Genomic DNA, 18,874 nt, shown 5'->3' with positions numbered 1-18,874 from the left:
TCTGACTGCCGCTGACAAATAAATTCCCGTTCTGTCTGTGCTACATAAGCAAAGATCTGCAATACCAGTATTAACAACCACTTTATAACAAACTTATTTTCATTTTTTCATGCAGAATAAAAGAAGTCTCTGAATAAAAGAATCTGACGTATTTTCCATCAGATTGTTTTGTCCTGAGACTTCTTGTGCTATCATTCTTGATTGTAACTAATAGAAAGTCCACTTCACAGATTGCGAATATCCGCTTAACGATCCGGGTAAAGTGGAGACAACCTGCCAGTCTGACGTACGCCCCACTATATTTAAGCGTGCCCTGGAAGGGGGTTGCAAGGGGGAAACCAAGACTGCGCAACTCGGATGGTTTCCCCCTTGCCTTTCTTTCTTAAAGATTACTCTCCTTCTGGTTCAATTCTTTCTGTAAGAACTGTCCCATTTCTGTCATACTCATAAGCGTTGCCACCAGGAAGGCTCCCGGAATCAGGATGATCCACCAGGATCCACTCAGCAGTGCTTTTTCGGAAAGCGAAAGCATACTTCCCCAGGAAACGGTTTCCAGAGGCAGCCCCATTCCAATAAAACTTAAAGTGGATTCTGCCACAATGGCACTTCTTACATTCATAACCACCATGAACTGAATCGCCGGCAGAAAGTTCGGAGTCAGGTGTCGTCCCAGTACATGGAGAAAGCTGCCGCCCATGCAGCGGGAAGCCGTCACATAATCACTGCCCCGGATCTGACGTACTTCTGTGCGGACTACTTTTGCAATGCTGGCCCAGCTGGTAACACCAATGACAAGCGAAACGGAAAGTACATTTGGCTTTCCAAGAGTTGCCTGGAGAAGGATCACCAGAAGCAGATTCGGAATACTCAGGAAAACTTCTGTAAACCGCATAAGCAGTGTATCCGCCCATTGTGGCGCAATGCCGCTTAAGCCACCAAAGAGAATCGCGATCACGGTAGAAATCAAAGTAGACACGCAGCCGATAAACAAAGAAATCCTTCCACCGGACCAGATCATATGAAAAATATCGCGTCCCATGGTGTCCGTTCCAAAGAGAAATTGTCTGCAGGGTGCCTGGTTTGCACTCATAAGATCCATGTAAGAAGGATCTTTTTTAATGAGAAACGGGAAGATCAGGCAACCCGCCAGGATCGCCCCAAGAACCACCAGTGAAATGACCGGAAGTTTCGGTCCTTTTTTCCTTTTTGTACGAATGTTCACCGCTTCTTCCTTTTTCATTCCGACGATCCGGAATGCTTCTGTTTCCACAGCGGCGGTTTCCTGACTTTTTTCATGAAAAGCTTCCATGTTATGCCGTTACTGAAAACTTATAAAAAGTTATAAACTTCTATGCTCCATTCCTACTTCAACGAGTATGCTTTTGATGATATAAATATCAATCTACTTACAAGTTCTTGTACTCTCCATAGGCGTAAATTCCGGACTAACGTATCCGTACATATTTGCATTAACGTTTCCGTGTCAGCTTGCAAATTTTTCTCCATAAGTCTTGAGATTTATAGATGCCTGGAAATCTCTGTCAACCATATTCCCACACGTACATCTATAAACTCTGTCAGATAACTTCAGATCTTTTTTGATGTTTCCACAACAGCTGCAAAGCTTTGATGATGGATAAAACCGATCAGCCACAATAAGCTGGATCCCTTTATCTCTGCACTTATATTCAAGCTGTTTTCTAAACCCAAAAAATTCCTGTGCCTGAACTGCTTTGGATAAATGTCTGTTTTTCATCATTCCGCTGACATTCAGATCTTCAATACATATAAATCTTGGTTTTCGATTTACGATCTCCGATATGGTCTGATTTAAATAATTTTTACGGATGTTTGTTAATCTGTGATTTCGTTTTAATAAAAGTTTTTCCTTTTTGATTACATTATTTGTTTTACAGTAACTTTCCCCTTTCTTATTTTTCTCGTAAGAACGAGAGATGCTACGCTGTAATCTGCGTTTCTGTTTTTCTAATTTCTTTACTTTCTGACTCTTATTGATGTTCTTATACTTCGTCCCATCAGAGCAGACAGCCAGATCTTTGATTCCCAGGTCTATGCCGATGCCGTCATCATGAAGCGTTTCCCTGCAGTCAGGAAATTCTACACATACACTGATCCACCAGTTCCATCCGTCAAAGGATATTCTCGGGTTCATATATTTCGCATCTGTCGGAATACGTCCATATTCTGCAAGTCTTACCCAGTTCAATTTTTGCTTATTTGCTTTCCTGCTGGAAGAAAAGCCTTCAAATTTAACGTGGGTATTACTGAATCGTATCTTAACGTTGTCCTGATAGAACTTCGGCATGGATCTCTTTCTGGACTTGAATCTTGGGAATTTTTGCAAACCTTTGAAAAAATTCTTATATGCAGTGCAGGCATCTTTGATTGCCTGTTTGGTTACATTATTTGAGATATTCAGTAACCATGCATATTCATCAGAATGTCTAAGCTTCGTAAATTCTTTTCTAAGTTCTGCATCTGAAATGAATCCGCCGCCTTTTTCATAGTTCTCTATTTCCTTGGCCAAAGCCCAGTTATAAGCAAATCTTGAAGCACCTGCGTACTGAAACATCTTCGTTTTCTGTACATTGTTTGGTATCAACATTACTTTTATGGCTTTTACCATCTGTTTCCTCCTGTATCAGTTCACGGATAAGTTTCTTAGCTTTATTCGCTCGTTCTCCTTGTAATTTACAACTGAATACTGTCATTATCTGAACCAGATCTTCAACAAGTTCCTGCAACCAAATCGCAATAGCCGATCTTTATATAAAACAACAACCTTTTCAACCTGATTTTGAGATATTTGTCTGATCAATTCCTGAAGTCCTTTTTTCTTATAATCAATCCCGGAACCGATATCACTTATTATCTCAAATGACTGTCCTTTTGCCAGAAGATATGTCTTAACATGATCAATCTGTCGTTCCAGATCATCTTTCTGTTTATGGCTGGAAACGCGACAATATCCAATTGTAATGCGTTTTTTAGGCTTTACATTTATTACCTGGTTGAGTTGCTCATCAGAATAATATCTATAGCCACTTACTGTAGTATGATGCGGATGAAGTTTTTCATTGGCATCCCAATTTCGTAATGTCTGGGCAGATACGCCTATAATTTTTGAAAATTCATGTATAGAATAATATTTACTCAAAGTATCAATTCCTTTCAATAATATTCTACTCTAATATCTTATAAAACCCAACATGCGCTTATATGATTTTATAATTTATATTTAACTGCTAATAACCTCCTCTCCTGAATCTTTCATTGCCTCTTCTGCCCGGATCCGGGGATCGATACGCTCATTGATGGTCTGAGCGATCATATTACAGAAAATCACAAGGATTCCCGAAAGCACACACAGTACCATAAGAAGATTGTAATCACCGTATCTGGCACTTTCATAAGAAAGCGTTCCGATACCGGGATAAGAAAATACAGACTCGATAATATAAGTTCCACCCAGAATGTGCGGAACAGAGATTGCCATGATACTCAGATAGGTAGGAATGACATTTCTCAGGCAATGTCCGAAGAGGATCTTTTTCCGGTTCAGTCCCTTGGATTTAGCCAGAAGCACATAGTCTGTCCGCACTTCCTCCAGAATCTTATTTCTTATCATATAAGCATAATACCAAAGATGGTCCATAACCACGATCGTCATGGGAAGGATCAGGTGAAGTGCCCGGTCAGCGATATCATCCTTTTTTCCGATGGTATAGGCACCGCTACTCGGCAGCCACCGGAGCTGTACCGCAAAAATCAGGATCAGCATCAGAGACATCCAGAATTCAGGAATACAGCTGGTGAGCGTTCCGACCCGGCAGATCAGCCGGTCACAAATGCTCCCTTCCTTCCAGGCGCAGAAGATTCCCAAAAGCAGCGCCAGCCCGAATGTCAGCACAAAACCGATACCTCCCAGAAGCAGTGTATTTCCCACTCTGCCTCCAATCACTTCCATTACATCCGTCTTGTATTTCCAGGAAATCCCAAAATCCCCGTGAACTGCCCGGTCCAGCCATTTTACATATTGAACGGAAACAGGCTCTCTGAGTCCTAATTTTTCTTCCGCCTGCTCTCTTTCCTCCGGGCTCATTTTTTCCACCCGGTCTCCATAATAGGAAACCAGCGGATCCCCCGGAGCCAGACGGGAAATGTAAAATGTGATAAGAGAAAGAAGAAAAATACTGGCAAGAAAAATCACCAGTTTCTTTCCTATATAAATACAGGTCCTTTTTTTCATAATCTACTCCTTTGGTGAGCGGAACATTCCATTGCATCAAGCCTTACAAAATGCTCCGGAAGTACTTCTGTCCAGCTTCCTTTCGCCGCTGTTCCATAAGCTTTTTCCGGAACAGTTCCGTTTCCTGGATGTTCTGCTTCTTTCTTTGCACTTTGCAGTCCGTATTTTTCAAGATCCGGTACTGCCAGGAGAAGCTGCTTCGTGTAGGGATGCAAAGGATTGGAGTAAAGTTCCCTGCAGGGAGCCAGTTCCACCAGTTGTCCATGATACATGACGCCCACCCGGTCACATAAAAATTCCACCATGGAGAGATCGTGGGCAATAAACAAAAAGGAAAAACCATGTTCTCTCTGCAGATGGCGGAACAGATTCACGATCTGAGCCTGAATGGAAACATCCAGAGAGGCAATGGGTTCATCTGCCACCACCAGCTCCGGATCCATGATAAGAGCTCTTGCGATCGCCACTCTCTGTCTCTGTCCACCGGACAGTTCTGAAGGATAACGATCCAGAAAGCTGCTGTCCAGTCCTACATACTTCAGCTGAAATTCTGCTTCCTCCCGGTAGTTTCCCTGTTTTGGCTTTCTGTGGCTGAGCTTCAGAGGCTCCAGGATAATGTCCTCCACCCGCATCCGCTGGTTCAGACTGGAGGCGGAATCCTGAAAGATCATCTGGCGTTCAGCCTGAAGAGCTTTTCTGTTCTTCCGGAACTGTTTTTTATCCAAAACATCAATTCCTTTATAGAAAATATGACCGCCGGGAGAAGAACTGATATTCATGATACAACGAGCTGTCGTCGATTTACCGGAACCGGACTCCCCGACCAGTCCCAGGATCTCACCCTTGCGCAGTTCAAAAGAAACATCATCCACCGCCCGGAAAACCTTCTTCCCTATCATAGAAAAGAGCTGGCTCAGATGCTGGACCTCCATAAGCACTTCTTTTCCGGAAGCCTTCCGGTCAAATCCCGGATGGTATTTGATCTCCTCACGCGTACCATCCGGTGCTTCTCCTTTGCTCATTTCCTCTTCGATCTTTGCCCGTACCTCTGCGGCTCTCTCATCCAGAAGCCAGGTAGCCGCATAATGCGTATCCGTCACCTGAAACATGGGCGGCTGCTTTTCATAATCCACAGCCAGTGCATAAGGATTTCTGCAGGCAAATGCATCTCCCACCGGGGGATGATTCAGTTTTGGCGGCATACCGGGCAAACAGTAAAGTTCCTTCTTCCCTCTGGACAGCGCAGGAAGAGAACGAAGAAGGCCTTTGGTATAGGGATGCTTCGGATCTTCAAAGATCTCTCTTACCAGACCGGTCTCACAGATTTTCCCCGCATACATAACGGCAACCCGGTCTGCAGCCGCAGCTACCACTCCGAGGTCATGAGAGACCAGAACGATCGCTGTCCCCAGTTTTTCCTGTATCTTCCGGAAAAGAGCCAGAATCTGCGCCTGGATCGTCACATCCAGTGCTGTCGTAGGTTCATCAGCCAGAAGGACCGCCGGTTCCGAAGCCAGGGCGATAGCCAGTACTGCTCTCTGACGCATGCCTCCGGAAAAATTCCAGGGATACTGGGCTGCCCTCTCCTTCGGGTGATCGATCCCAACCAGTTCCATAAGTTCCCACACCCGTCTGCGCACTTCTTCCCTGGAAAGCTCCGGCCGGTGAATGAGAACCGCCTCTGCGATCTGTGCCCCGACTGTCATCGCCGGATTCAGGCTCGTCATGGGATCCTGAAACACCATGGAAAAAAAGCTGCCCCGGATCGTCTGCATTTCTTTTTCCGTACACTCGATGATTTCCCGACCGTTTGCAAGGATACTTCCGCTTTTGATCCTTGCTGTCCTTGGGAGTAGTTTCATGATCGAACGGCAGAGAACGCTTTTTCCACAGCCGGATTCTCCTACAATGGCCAGGGTCTCTCCTTTTTTTACAAAAAAACTCACATCCCGGACAGCTTCCACTTCCCCCTCCGGGGTATCAAAGCTGACAGACAGATGCTTTACCTCCAGTAATTCCGCCATGTTCTGTTCCTTTCTCTTTGAAAACACAAAGGGCTCCCTCCGGCCCAGCTACTGCTGTCTGCCGGAGAGAGCGCTGCTTTCATCCTTACATCTTTTGTAACTGTTCAGAACCACCTCCAAAATGCTACGCATTTCGTCGGTGTGGCGTATCCGCCAAATAGATTTCCCTGTAAAAGTGTTCATTCATGCAAGCATGACTCACACTTTTGCATGAAAATCTGCTTGGCTCTGAACAGTTACCATCTTTTTATTCTTCCATTGTCCACTCGGCAATGTTCCAGAAGATTCCTACGCCATGGTGACCCATAACGGTATCCGCATCAATTCCCTGAACGGAGGATTTTGCCACATAGTTGGCATCAACATAGCAAATGAATGCAAATGCCGGATCCTTTGCCAGCTCTTCCTGGAATTTATCGTAAGCTTCTTTCCGGACTGCCGGATCATCAGACTGACGTGCCTCTGTCAGATACTGGTCTACCAGAGCATTAGAATAGCTGGAATAGTTGGCACCTTTGTCGGTTCCGAATACTTTGTAGGTATGATCATCTGCATCAAAAGGACTTCCCCAGCCGATGAGATAAGCCATCTGTCCGCCCCAGTCTACCTGTGCCGGGATTTCCACAGTCACATCCAGACCGATCTCTTTGAGCTGCTGAGCTGCTGCCTGTGCGATATCGATACGAACCTGGTCTCCTGCTCCGACACTGATGACAAAACCAAGTTTCTCGTCATTTCTGTAGTAAAAACCGTCATCGCCCATGGTACAGCCGACACTCTCCAGGATCTCTTTTGCTTTTTCCGGATTGTAATCATAATGCTCTACATTTTCGTTGTTATAAATGTTTCTCTGTAAGGGACCGTAAGCCGGCATTCCCTGTCCCAGAAGGATTGCCTGAATGATGGCTTCCCGGTCGATTCCATAGCAGACAGCCGGAATGATATCTTTGTTCTCTGTCCAGTATTCATTGTTGAAATTGAAAAGAATACCACGATAATCAGAGGTTTTCATATCATAGCAGGTATAGCCCTCTTTATCTGCAAAGCCCTGTGCATCCTTCGGAGTAAGAAGTGCAAGATCCAGTTCGCCGGAATCCATCTGGAGTGCTTTTGCATTGTCATCCGGTACGATCTTGAAGATGACCTCATCGATATTCGGCTCACCCTTGAAATACTCTTCATTTTTTTCAAGCACAATGGCCTGTCCCTCATCCCACTCCGTCATTTTATACGGACCGGTTCCGATCGGATGACGGAAAAAATCAGACTCCTGCATGTTTTCGCCTTCCAGAAGATGCTCCGGAAGAACCGCCATGGTCATATAGTCCAGAAATGCCACGTTGGGGGCATCCAGCTTAAAAGAAATCGTATGATCGTCGATCACGTTGATCTCCTGTACATCTTCATAGTTCGGCGCATTCTCAGAACCATTTTCCGGATCCATGATGGCTTCAATGGTAAATTTCACGTCATTGGCTGTGAACGGTTCGCCGTCATGCCATTTGACGCCCTCTTCCAGATGGAACGTGTAGGTACAGGTCTCCTCATCAAACTCCCAGCTTTTTGCCAGTGCCGGAACCACCTGATTCTCTCCGTCATGAGCGGTCAGTCCGTTAAAGATCAGAATGTTGATCTCTCCATGCTCATCCATTGCCGGATTGATCCTTGTATAGTCTCCGCTTCCATATACAAGAGTAGATGCGTCTGCATGCATAGACGCTGCGCCTAAAAGACAGGCAAAAGCCGCTCCTAAAAATAAACCCTTTTTCAAATCTCCGATCTCCTTCTTTTTAATATTGTCACGTAACAGTTCAGAACATCAGCGAAATGAAAAATCAGACTATGCAAACTTGTTTGCAATAGGATGAATTTTTATTTCGGAATGGGCGGAACGCCCATTAGCCTCAGACAAAAGCTGCGAATGCAGCGAAAGCGCATGCAATGCGCGGGTCTGTGGCCTGTTGTTTTGAACGTCCGGAACAGTTACATTGTCACAATGGAATCATTATAGCAGGCGAAGAAGGGGGGCGGAAGCCACGGTGGGGGATGTTTTTTCAATCTTTTTTAAAAAACTTTTTGTTTTTCTCTCTTTTTCCGTTCATATCTGGTCATGGTCTCCTGATCTGCCAAAAATACAGACTGAAGAAGTTTCTTTGTATAATCCGAAGAGCTGTGATGGATGATCTGATCCGTCACTCCGCTTTCTACGATTTTTCCATCATACATAACCGCGATCCGGTCACAGATATTGCTTACGAGTGCCAGATCATGAGAGATAAAAAGGCAGGTCATTTTTTTCTTTTTCTGTATTTCCACAAAAAGATCCATGATCTGTGCCTGAACCGAGACATCCAGTGCACTTGTGATCTCATCACAGATCAGAAATTCCGGCTCGATCATCAGTGCCCTGGCAATGGCCGCACGCTGACATTCTCCGCCGCTGAGTTCGAAGGCATGTCTGTCATAATATTCTTTTTTCAATCCGACCAGTTCCAGATTTTCCAGTGCCCTCTTTTTTCTTTCTTCTTTCGAAAGCTTTGTATAATACCGCAGAGCTTCCTCCAGCCCTTTTCCAATGGTCATGGCCGGATTAAAGGAAAGACGCGGATTCTGAAATATCATCTGTCTTTTCTGGCCGTATTCCTTCTGGAGTTTCCGGCTGCCTTTCGCCAGAAGATCGATCCGTCCGCCTGAGCCCTCCATGTAGACGGCTCCACTGTCTGCCTTTTCCAATCCTGCGACAAGATTCGCCAAAGTGCTTTTTCCGCTTCCGCTCTCTCCGATCAGCCCGAAGCACTCTCCCGGATACAGTTCAAAACTGACGTCACAGACCGCGTTTATTCTCTTTCCCTGTTTCTGAAAGGTCTTGTTCAGGTGCTCTACCTTTATCCATCCCTGTCTGTCCATCATCTTCCTCCGCCCAGGATCCAGTGCGTCGGTGAGACAGCCACCGGCTTTCCTTCTGTTATCTCTTCCGTACAGGGGATCTGCTTTTCATACGGTTCTCCGAATTTTGGAACCGCCCGGATCAGTGCTTTCGTATAGGGATGCACTGCTTCCAGAAGGATCTCTTCCTTTTTCCCCCATTCCACCAGTCTTCCTTTGTACATGACTCCCACATAATCCGCCATGTAAGCAATGACTCCAATATTATGTGTTACCATCAGGATGGACGTACCAAAGTTTTCCCGAAGTTCCATCAGAACATCGGCTGTCTGAGACTGTACCGTTACATCCAGTGCACTTGTAGGCTCGTCCGCCAGCAAAAGCCTGGGATTGCATACCATTCCAAGTGCAATGGCAGCACGCTGGCACATTCCACCGCTCAACTCAAAAGCATAAGAATCCAGGATCCGCTCCGGATCCTGAAAATGCAGCTTTTCCAGAAGTTCTCTTCCTCTGTCCAGTGCTTCTTTTTTCGATACCTTTTCATGCACACGTACTGCCTCGCAAAACTGCTTTCCGATGGTCGTGACCGGATCAAAAGAACTCTCCGGCTGCTGGAAGATCATAGCAATGTCTTTTCCCCTGATCTTTTCCAGTTCTCTGTCTTTCATCCGCTGCAGCTGACGGCCTTCAAACAGGATATCGCCTGCAGTGATCCTTCCTTCTCTTCCAAGAAGTCCGATGATGCTGCGCAGCATGGTTGATTTTCCGGAACCGCTTTCTCCCGCGATCCCTACAATCTGACCAGCCCCCACAGCCAGGGAAAGATCCTTGACTGCGGGGGTGTTCTGATATGAGATATTCAAATGGTTTATTTTCAGCATGATCACTCTTCGATATCGATTTCGTTTGTCATAAGATAATACTCTGAGGGATTGATCTCAAAACCGCTTACCTTTTTGGAATAAGCACAGATCAGCTGCTGATCTGCCACAAAATCAAACGCTCTGTCCTTCAGAAGTTCTGCGCAGACCTGTTTTGCGATATCGCTTCTTTCCTTTTCATCAAAGGTTGCCTTCAGTTTTTCTGAAAGCTCGTCTACCGTTGCATTGGAATAATGGCCGTAGTTATTGCTGCCATTGGTTTCAAACATCATGCTTATCATATACTGGGCACTTCCGGTTGGAGCCATGGCATAATTCAGGATCGCCATATCAAATGCTCCGTTTGTCAGAGAATCATCCAGCACATCAAAGGTCTCGATCTGCATATCAATACCGATCTCCGCAAGCTCTGCCTGCATCATATCTGCCAGCTGCAGACACTCCGTATTATAACTGTAGGTAATGGCATGGATCGATAAGGGTTCGCCGTCCTTGTCCAGAATACCGTCCTGATCCGTATCTTCATAGCCGGCTTCTTTTAAGAGAGCTGCTGCTCCCTCCGGATCATATGCGGTCACTGCATTTTCCATTCCCTCGGTACTTCCGTAAGGAAGAGTCTCCGGATAAATACCATAGGAAGCGGTTGCATAACCATTATAGACAATATCTGCAAAGCTTTCTCTGTCGATACACATACCGATGGCATTTCTCACATTCACATCATCCACTCCTGCATGCTCCAGATTATACATCAGGAAATTTGCTCTTGTGGAAGTGGCGCTGTCCATTGTCACAGCCTCATTGTTTTCGAAAATCTTGGTACCACTGGCCGGAAGCTGGGCGATCAGATCGATTTCTCCATTCTGGAGAGCCATATTGAGCGCCTCGGTGTCATCAATGATCTTCAGATCCACCGTATCCACCTTCGGTGTACCGCCCCAGTAATTTTCATTTTTTTCCATCTGTACTTCTGTCATGGCAGAAAAAGAAGTTGCCACGAACGGGCCGGTGCAGGACACTCCGAGCTCCGGATCGGCCTCTTTCTCTGCGTCATAAATTCCAAGCAGCGGATCACACAGATCATTCAGGATCGTGGGATTCGGTGTCTCCGTAACAATGGTAAGTACCTGACCGTCTGCCTCCATGCTGGCGATCGCCAGTGTGGAACCGGCCCGGTCATTATTGGCATAGGTACGCTCAAAACATTTTTTTACCGCTTCTGCGGTAACCGGATTTCCATCGGAGAAGGTAACTCCGTCACGAATGGTAAATTTCCAGGTCAGATCATCTACATTTTCATAGCTTTCAGCGATCCATGGCTGCGGTACATAGCTTGCATCAAGCCGGAACAGATTCTCACTGATCCCATAGATCGACATGATCCATCCGTCCCAGTTGTAAGCGACATCCAGACTTTCTGCTCCGAAAAATCCCGTTGTGGCTCCTGCCGTAAAATGTTTTCCGCTTTCTGCCGCATTTACACTGCTCATAGGCATTGCTGCGATCATTGCCGCACACATGATGACTGCTGCTTTTCTTTTCATTTTCGTACCCTCCTGTTTTTTATCTATCTGGGACACCGGCTTCCCGGTATCCCTTCTACATTTCTGCTTCCGTGTCGAGCAGGTCTCTCAGACTGTCACCCAACAGATTGAAGACTGTCACTACAACAAACAAAGCAATTCCGTTAAATACAATGATCCAGGGTGCCGTCTGCAGATAATCCTTTGCTTCACTCATGACTGCTCCCCATTCTGCCGTAGGTCTTACCGCCCCGAGTCCCAGGAAGGACAGCCCGGCCATACTTAAGATCACACTTCCCACATCCAGTGCAGCCGTTACCAGAAGAGAGGGCATGACGTTCGGCAGGATGTAACGGAACAGGATCGCAGGCTTTCCCGCCCCGCAGACTTTTGCCGCCTTCATATAGGGAACCTCACGTAAGGAAACGGTCAGGCTTCTCGCCAGACGGCAATACGTTGTCCAGTATACGGCACACAGGGAAAGGACTCCGTTTATGACTCCGTTTCCCAGGATCCCCGCAATGGCCACCGCCAGGATAAAAGACGGAAATGCCTGGAAGATCAGGGTGATCTTCATGATGATGTTTTCCCAGATCCCACCTGCAAAACCGGCTGCTGTGCCAAGCAGCGTCCCCACTGTAAAAACAATCAGCACAACAAACAGAGCGGAAAAGATCGACGTTCTGCTTCCTTTTATGATCCTGCAAAATACGCAGCGCCCCAGATTGTCTGTCCCGAAGGGATATTCCAGGCAGGGCTTCTGGAATGCATGACGCATATCCGGTTTAAAAGGAGCGTGATGAAGCCACTTCTCCCCACCGAAAGCAGCCACAAAGAGGAGCAACAGCAAGATCAGAGAAACGATCAGCCATATCCTGCTTTTTCTCTTTTTATCCATCCTTTTCCACCCCTTTCCGTACTCTCGGATCAAAGAACTGGTAGGATGCATCGACTGCAAAATTGATCACCAGAAAAATAAGTGCCATCCAGACCACATAGCCCTGGATCACCGGATAATCTCTGTAATTGATGGCATCCACGGCCATTTTCCCGACTCCCGGCCAGGAAAAAATACTCTCCACAATGGTCGTTCCTCCCATCATATTTCCAATGGATATTCCAAAAAGTGTCACCAGCGGCAGCATGCTGTTTTTCAGTACATGCCCGAAAAGGATCTTCCGCCGGGATATTCCTCTGCTCTTCAGGCCATCGATATACCCTTTGGAGAGCTCCTTCAGCACGATCGCCCGAACCTGACGGATATACCAGGCGGACAGTGTCAGGGCAAGAACCAGTGCCGGCATCAGGATCCCTTTCCAGTTTCTGGTCGCGATCACCGGAAGAAGTCCGAGCTTCAAAGCCAGAACATACATGAGCAGCAACGCCACAAAAAAGGATGGAAGAGAAGAAAACAGATACGTCACTCCTCTCCAGATATTGTCAAACAGACCATTTCGATGCTGTGCACACAGGATCCCCACCGGAAGAGAGATCAGGATCACCAGAATCATAGCTACCGCCGTAAGAGCAGCTGTATAAGGAAGATTTTTTGCCAGCTCCTGTACCACTTCCTTTTTGGATTTATAAGAGGTTCCTAAATCACCTTTACACAGCTTCACCAGCCAGTTTTTATACTGCACCAGAAGCGGCTGGTCGATCCCAAGCTCTTCTCTCTTGGCTTCCAGCTGTTCTTCTGTCACCATCATTCCTGACTTTTTCAGCATCCGTTCTGCCGCATCTCCCGGCGACAGCCAGGACAAAAGAAAGGAAAGAAACGTGATCCCCACAAGCAGGATCAGCGTCTGTATCCCCGCATGCAGCATGCGTTTGATCCATCGGTTCTGTTTCATGCTTTTTCCTCTTTTTCTGCCCGTATCATAAACATGGGGGTATTTCCATACAGAAGTTTTTCCTTCTCATCCCACATTTCCTCTATGATACTGCGCTCACAGGAGATCTTTTTGTATCCGATCCCCTCCAGAAGCCCCATATCCCAGTCCGGTCTTCTCTTATTTCCAAGGACATGACCTCCAACGGTCCGTTCATGTTCCTCTGTATCTTTGTGGTCTGATTTTTTATCAAAAGCATCTCCGTAAAGACGGATACATTCCTCCCGCCGTTTCAGGCTTTCCGCCCTCAGCTTTTCATCACATTCTGTCAGATGCCAGTTGGCATCAAAGATCAAAAGCGTTCCACCCGGCTTAAGGACGCGCAGCCATTCCTTGTAAACCTGTTTATGGTCGCGGAGCGTATGCGTCAGATTCCGGCTGATCACGGCATCAAAGGTGTTGTCGGCAAAATCCAGCCGGTGACAGTCCATCCTCCGGAATTCGGGAACAAGACCTGCTTGAAGTGCTTTCGCCCGGGCTTCCTGCAGCATTTTTTCCGCTCCGTCCACGCCAATGGTCTCCACACCTGCCTGATTCAGCAGGATCGTAAAAAATCCCGGTCCGCAGCCGGCGTCCAGAATTTTGGGATTCCGGACAGAAGAAATATTTCCCAGAATTTTTTCTCTCCATTTTTCCACCCGGAAACTGTTCAGCTCGTCATCTATGATCCAACTGTAATTTTCTGCTCCATCCGACCAGTACCGGTCGATCTCCTTCTGATCCAAGTTTTCCATTCTTTTTCTCCTGACAAACATACTTTCCAACGAACATTTTACAAAGCCCTAAAACCTGCGGTTTTCAGGCACTTCGCTTTGAACGGTTAACAGTTTAACACAATAAAATCCCCCGCCGCAACCCACGGTGGGGGATTTTTTTCAGCAAATCTTTCCTTTCTGTTGATTGCTTTGTCTCTTTTCAAACACAGTTTAATGTGTCCCGTCAACCACTTCCATGCCTTTTTCTTCCAGCATTTCCATGATCTTTGCTATGGTCTTACAGCGTACTCCCTCTTTGTTTTTGGTGCAGATACCGACATGAACGGTCTCCACGCCTTCCTGCTGCAGCCGTTCCACTTTTTCCAGGATTCCTGCATCGGTTTCGGGATCATTTCCACAGCCGTTGCAGCGCATAAAGGCTGCCACTTCCACATCCATTCCCTGGTAACGTTCAAAAGACCGGATCCTTTTGTTGAAAGCCGTAAAGCAGGCAGCTCCGGCACAGACTTTGTTCGAATTTAAACAGTTTAACATAGCGATCTTTTTCATTTGTAAATTCCTCTCAATAAAATAAAATATGCATATTTCCTTTGCTGTCTTCCACGATATCACTCTCCACCTCGTAGATCTCCCGGATCAGTTCCCGTGTCAGGACTTCCCTTGGAGTTCCTTCGGCAACGATCTCGCCGTTTTTCAATACATACAGGCGGTCACAGAACATGGCTGCAATATTCAGATCATGAATGGCGGAGATCACAGTCACATCCAGCTGCTTTACGATCTTCAGAAGCTGCAGCTGATGGGTAATATCCAGATGGTTGGTTGGTTCATCCAGAATGAGGCAGGGTGTCTGCTGGGCAAGGGCCCGGGCAAGGATCACTCGCTGCTGCTCACCTCCGGAAAGTGTAGAGAAGCTCCTGGCTGCAAAATCTGCCATCCCTACTTTTTCCAGTGCTTCTGCCACAATGGCATAATCCTCGGCATTGTCCCTTTCCAGAGCTTTTTTATGAGGGGAACGGCCCATGAGGACCACTTCCCGCACAGAAAAATCAAAATTATAATAATTGTGCTGGGCCACCACACCCATACTTCTGGCAGATGCCTTGTAATTCATCTCTTTCAAAGACTTGCCATCCAGAAAGACGGCTCCGTCATCCGGTGAAAGCACTCGGTAAACGCACTTGAGCAGCGTGGATTTTCCGCTTCCGTTCGGACCGATCAGTCCCACAAATTCCCGGTTTCCCGCCTCCATGGAAACACCTTTTAAAATGGCGTCTGCTCCGTAGGCTAACCGGATATCCTCTGTTTTGATCTTCATCCTCTGCCACCTCCGAATCCGTAAGACCGGCGTACCATCAGATAGATAAAGCACGGCGCACCTATGATAGAAACCAGGATACCGATGGGCATTTCTGAATTTTTCAGGATCACACGACAGCCCACATCCGCCCAGATCAGGAAAATCGCTCCCACCAGAGCGCAAAGCGGCACCAGCCTTCTGTGATCTGTCCCAAAGATCATCCGGACTGCATGAGGGATGATCAGACCCACAAATCCAATGGTTCCTGCCGCATAAACGGCAAAACCTACCATCAGGGAAGAAAGGATCATATAAAGATTCCGTGCACGGTGAAGATCCGTTCCCAGTGTGATAGAAGCCTCATCTCCCAGAAGCATCAGATTCAGATTCCGGAACTGTGACCAGAAGATCAGAGTTCCGATGAGGATCACCGGAAGAAGCACCGCCACCCGCTGCCATTTTGCTCCGGCCAGGCTTCCCATGGTCCAGAACATGATCTCTGTGGTAGCATTTTTGTTATTCACGATATAAATGGCAAAATTTCCAATGGCAGAACAGACAGAACTCACTGCCATTCCTGCCAGGATCAGCTTGCCTGCATTGGATCTTCCTCCGATATTTGCGATAAAGAGAACCAGAAAGGACGTCCCCATGGCTCCCAGAAAGGCCATGACACCAACGGAATTCGCTCCGAAAAGTGCTCCGAAGCCGAAAAGAACGCCGATAGTGGCTCCCAGAGAAGCTCCGGAAGAAATTCCCAGTATATACGGGTCTGCCAGGGGATTTTTCACCACTGCCTGCATGACCACGCCGCAGACTGCCAGTCCCATACCCACACAAAGGGCAAGAATCACCCGGGGAAACCGGATGATCCATACCACATCATGGACAGCTCCTTCTGCAAAGTCTGAAAATTTCCTGATATGCAAAAGTTCATAAGCAACGACACTGTAGACTTCCTTTACTGAGAGATCGGCATTTCCAAAGGTAATGGATGCCAGAATGGAAAATACCAGCAGCGCCAGCAATACGATCAGAACGGTAGTAAAACCGAGAGAGGAAAGCCCTACCCGGTTTCCCCGTCCGCTGTCACGTTTCTTCACTTTTTAACTCCTTACTCAATACCCAGATCGATATCCGGATACAGACCATTTGCAAAGGTCACGATTCCGTCTTTGGTACGGGTTGCGCTGGCATACATCTCACTGAGCATGATCGGAACCACACGGCCGTTCTTTACGGCATCCAGGCTCTGATAAGCTTCATCCTTGAGGAGCACATCCAGCTTCTCCTGTTTTACGGTCTCCGGATCATCTCCGGAATAAGGCATATAAACGACAAAGATCACATCCGGGTTTGCTGCGATCACATCTTCTTTTCCTACGCTGGAAGCATCCGGGTTTGCCAGTTCGCCGCCCAGCTGAGTCAGCATATCGCCGCCCAGAGTTGCACTTCCATAATTGGTAAAGGTATCATCCCAGGATTCCAGGATCAGGGCAGTCGGCTTCTCTTCGATGGATGCAGTTGCCTCTGTTACCTTTGCAATGGTATCTTTCATATCATTTACGATGGCTTCTGCTTTGTCCTGTACATCAAAGATCGTTCCGATGTTCAGGATATCTGTATACTCATTTTCCAGTGTGCGGGCATACTTTACATCACCGGTACCGGGACGGGTATTTGTATTGATGTAGGTGTTGGTTCCTTTTTCCACCCAGCCTGCTGCATCACCCAGCGTCTTGTCTCCGAAAAGAGAACCCCAGGAGAAGATCATATCCGGCTCAAGCATGGTCACGGTTTCAAGAGACGGTGTGAACTCATCGAGATAATCTGTTTTGGAAAATGCTGCTTTCTGATCTTCGGGAACCTCATTGTCCAGTCCTGCGGTTGCCACGATATGATCCTCCAGGCCTAATGCCAGAAGGGTTTCGATACAGCCCTGGTAGACTGCCAGCACCTTCTCCGGTGCTTTTTCATAAGTGGTCTCAAGCTCCAGTCCGTCACTTCCATAGGTCGTAATGGTAACCGGATACTCTGTTTTTTTCTGTGAGTCTGAAGCTTCTGCTGCTTCGGTCTCACCCTCACTCACTGCTTCCGTTGCCTGATTCTCCTCTTTGATGGCCTCTGCATCTTTTCTCTCAGCTGCGAAAGATACACTTCCGAAGGTCATTCCTGCTGCCAGGATCAGGGCTGTCATTTTTGCTGCGACTACTTTTCTTTTCATGTTGCTGCTCCTTTTCTTTTGTTGCAGATGACACAGGAAATGTTTGCCGGCAGCCGCCGTCTCGTTTCCGTTCATCTGTTAGTTGATGATGCCAGGGTCAAAAGGTCAAAAAGCCGTTCATGCTTGCATGATAAGGCTTTTGAACTTGGGACCCGCAAAACATGAGAAAGTAGCGATTTACGTAGTAAATCAGCGGATTTCGAATGTTTATAGAATTGCGGGAGCTGCTTTGCAGCAGAGCAATTCGCAGGCATCAGTTGATCGTGCGGACCGGAATGCTCCATCCGCCATGTTTTTGAGAACGGCAATCGAAAAGTATCCTTCTTAATAGACAGAAGACCACTGTTACGGGAGTTCGCTTCTGTCGGACCTGAGCAGGTTTCCTGACTCTGAGTATCTTCACCTGGATCCCGTCTTCTCACGGTAAGACCGCAATGACATCCGTAGGACCCGGCTCCTCTCTTACAGTGACCAGTTCGTTCAGGATTTTCACCTGATTCCCTCTCCCTGCCGGAACGTTCTCGATATCCGGCAGTCACTCAAATCCCCTGTTCCATTGTCCTAATAAACTTAACATAAACAAGGAAGGTTTGCAATGAGTTTTTCATGCGGAAATCCGCTTTGATTCGCCGCTTGCTTTCTCTTTCTGGCTCATGTAAACTATGATCGTGGAGATCCGCTATTCTTCCATAAACCCATATGCATCAACAGAAAAGAGAGGTATTTTCCATGACAGATACATCCGCTCCCCATACCGATCCCGGTCTTGAAGGAAATGAAAAAATCGAGGCAGCCATTCTGGCCCTCCAGCAGGAAGCCAGCCAGGAGCTTCTGGCCCATGCACTGACCGTACTTCGCCGCCGCATACGGGAGAACGGTCAGCTGATCCTGGCTGTAGAGCCGTCTGCGGGAAAAGAGCAGCTCGCTCTGAAAACCATTCAGACACCGGATGGCAATCTCTGGTGGGTGGCTTTTACCAGTTTTGAAGAACAGAACCGGGGCGGCGGCAGCGTCATGTCCGGTTTTCTCGCAGATATGGATCAGCTCTTCCCCTCCGCCATCCCCACCGACGGCATCCATGGCATCATCCTCAATCCCTGGAACCGTACCCTGATGTTGGACAAAACACTGCTCCAGATCATTCTGGGAAGTAATTAA

Annotated in this window: 16 protein-coding genes, 1 pseudogene and 1 riboswitch; of the genes and pseudogenes, 1 reads left to right on the top strand and 16 read right to left on the bottom strand. The window is 47.1% G+C overall.

Going from position 1 to position 18,874, the window contains the following annotated elements; translation table 11 throughout:
* Positions 1-382: 382 nt before the first annotated feature.
* From DXA57_RS07305 to DXA57_RS07230, 16 genes and pseudogenes are all read right to left on the bottom strand, one after another.
* Positions 383-1,270, bottom strand: coding sequence for an ABC transporter permease (locus DXA57_RS07305; RefSeq protein ID WP_330423221.1), 888 nt, complete (start codon positions 1,268-1,270; stop codon positions 383-385).
* A 213-nt stretch (positions 1,271-1,483) separates the two neighbouring features.
* On the bottom strand, positions 1,484-2,647 hold the full coding sequence (locus tag DXA57_RS07300) for an RNA-guided endonuclease InsQ/TnpB family protein (RefSeq protein WP_117766101.1): 1,164 nt from the start codon (positions 2,645-2,647) through the stop codon (positions 1,484-1,486).
* Positions 2,556-3,178: pseudogene (locus tag DXA57_RS07295) on the bottom strand (IS607 family transposase). The gene DXA57_RS07300 and the pseudogene DXA57_RS07295 overlap by 92 nt, the downstream one beginning before the upstream one ends.
* Before the next feature lie 81 nt (positions 3,179-3,259).
* Positions 3,260-4,270 (bottom strand): ABC transporter permease, encoded by a 1,011-nt coding sequence (locus tag DXA57_RS07290; protein ID WP_117766099.1) that lies wholly within the window; start codon positions 4,268-4,270, stop codon positions 3,260-3,262.
* Positions 4,267-6,321: a dipeptide ABC transporter ATP-binding protein gene (locus tag DXA57_RS07285; protein ID WP_243005738.1), complete on the bottom strand. Its 2,055-nt coding sequence runs from the start codon at positions 6,319-6,321 to the stop codon at positions 4,267-4,269. Before DXA57_RS07285 ends, DXA57_RS07290 begins: the two co-directional genes overlap by 4 nt.
* Before the next feature lie 220 nt (positions 6,322-6,541).
* Positions 6,542-8,065, bottom strand: a complete 1,524-nt coding sequence (locus DXA57_RS07280; RefSeq protein WP_330423220.1) for an ABC transporter substrate-binding protein — start codon at positions 8,063-8,065, stop codon at positions 6,542-6,544.
* Positions 8,066-8,358: 293 nt separating this feature from the next.
* Positions 8,359-9,204, bottom strand: coding sequence for an ABC transporter ATP-binding protein (locus tag DXA57_RS07275; RefSeq protein ID WP_243005737.1), 846 nt, complete (start codon positions 9,202-9,204; stop codon positions 8,359-8,361).
* Positions 9,201-10,064: an ABC transporter ATP-binding protein gene (locus DXA57_RS07270; protein ID WP_117766095.1), complete on the bottom strand. Its 864-nt coding sequence runs from the start codon at positions 10,062-10,064 to the stop codon at positions 9,201-9,203. The genes DXA57_RS07275 and DXA57_RS07270 overlap by 4 nt, the downstream gene beginning before the upstream one ends.
* Positions 10,065-10,066: 2 nt before the next feature.
* Positions 10,067-11,608 (bottom strand): ABC transporter substrate-binding protein, encoded by a 1,542-nt coding sequence (locus tag DXA57_RS07265; protein WP_117766093.1) that lies wholly within the window; start codon positions 11,606-11,608, stop codon positions 10,067-10,069.
* Between the two features lie 55 nt (positions 11,609-11,663).
* Positions 11,664-12,485: an ABC transporter permease gene (locus DXA57_RS07260; RefSeq protein ID WP_117766091.1), complete on the bottom strand. Its 822-nt coding sequence runs from the start codon at positions 12,483-12,485 to the stop codon at positions 11,664-11,666.
* On the bottom strand, positions 12,478-13,437 hold the full coding sequence (gene nikB / locus DXA57_RS07255) for a nickel ABC transporter permease (RefSeq protein ID WP_243005736.1): 960 nt from the start codon (positions 13,435-13,437) through the stop codon (positions 12,478-12,480). Before nikB ends, DXA57_RS07260 begins: the two co-directional genes overlap by 8 nt.
* A complete protein-coding gene (locus tag DXA57_RS07250) occupies positions 13,434-14,210 on the bottom strand; it encodes a class I SAM-dependent methyltransferase (RefSeq protein WP_158571257.1) in 777 nt (258 codons plus the stop codon). Before DXA57_RS07250 ends, nikB begins: the two co-directional genes overlap by 4 nt.
* A 192-nt stretch (positions 14,211-14,402) precedes the next feature.
* Complete coding sequence (locus DXA57_RS07245) at positions 14,403-14,741, bottom strand: CGGC domain-containing protein (protein WP_117766087.1); 339 nt, start codon at positions 14,739-14,741, stop codon at positions 14,403-14,405.
* A 13-nt stretch (positions 14,742-14,754) separates the two neighbouring features.
* On the bottom strand, positions 14,755-15,510 hold the full coding sequence (locus tag DXA57_RS07240) for an ABC transporter ATP-binding protein (RefSeq protein ID WP_117766085.1): 756 nt from the start codon (positions 15,508-15,510) through the stop codon (positions 14,755-14,757).
* The gene (locus tag DXA57_RS07235; protein WP_199612693.1) at positions 15,507-16,595 is read right to left on the bottom strand and encodes a FecCD family ABC transporter permease; all 1,089 of its coding nucleotides are present in this window, start codon (positions 16,593-16,595) and stop codon (positions 15,507-15,509) included. Before DXA57_RS07235 ends, DXA57_RS07240 begins: the two co-directional genes overlap by 4 nt.
* An 11-nt stretch (positions 16,596-16,606) precedes the next feature.
* The gene (locus tag DXA57_RS07230; protein WP_117766083.1) at positions 16,607-17,716 is read right to left on the bottom strand and encodes an ABC transporter substrate-binding protein; all 1,110 of its coding nucleotides are present in this window, start codon (positions 17,714-17,716) and stop codon (positions 16,607-16,609) included.
* Between the two features lie 356 nt (positions 17,717-18,072).
* Positions 18,073-18,274: riboswitch (cobalamin riboswitch) on the bottom strand.
* Positions 18,275-18,445: 171 nt separating this feature from the next.
* Between DXA57_RS07230 and DXA57_RS07225 the strand changes: the two genes are divergently transcribed.
* Positions 18,446-18,874 (top strand): SseB family protein, encoded by a 429-nt coding sequence (locus DXA57_RS07225; RefSeq protein ID WP_117766396.1) that lies wholly within the window; start codon positions 18,446-18,448, stop codon positions 18,872-18,874.

It is taken from the genome of Blautia sp. OF03-15BH, from assembly GCF_003463065.1.
GTDB lineage: Bacteria > Bacillota > Clostridia > Lachnospirales > Lachnospiraceae > Limivivens.
The sequence above is the reverse complement of the archived record's forward strand: the minus strand, read 5'-3'. Positions and strand labels throughout refer to the sequence as shown.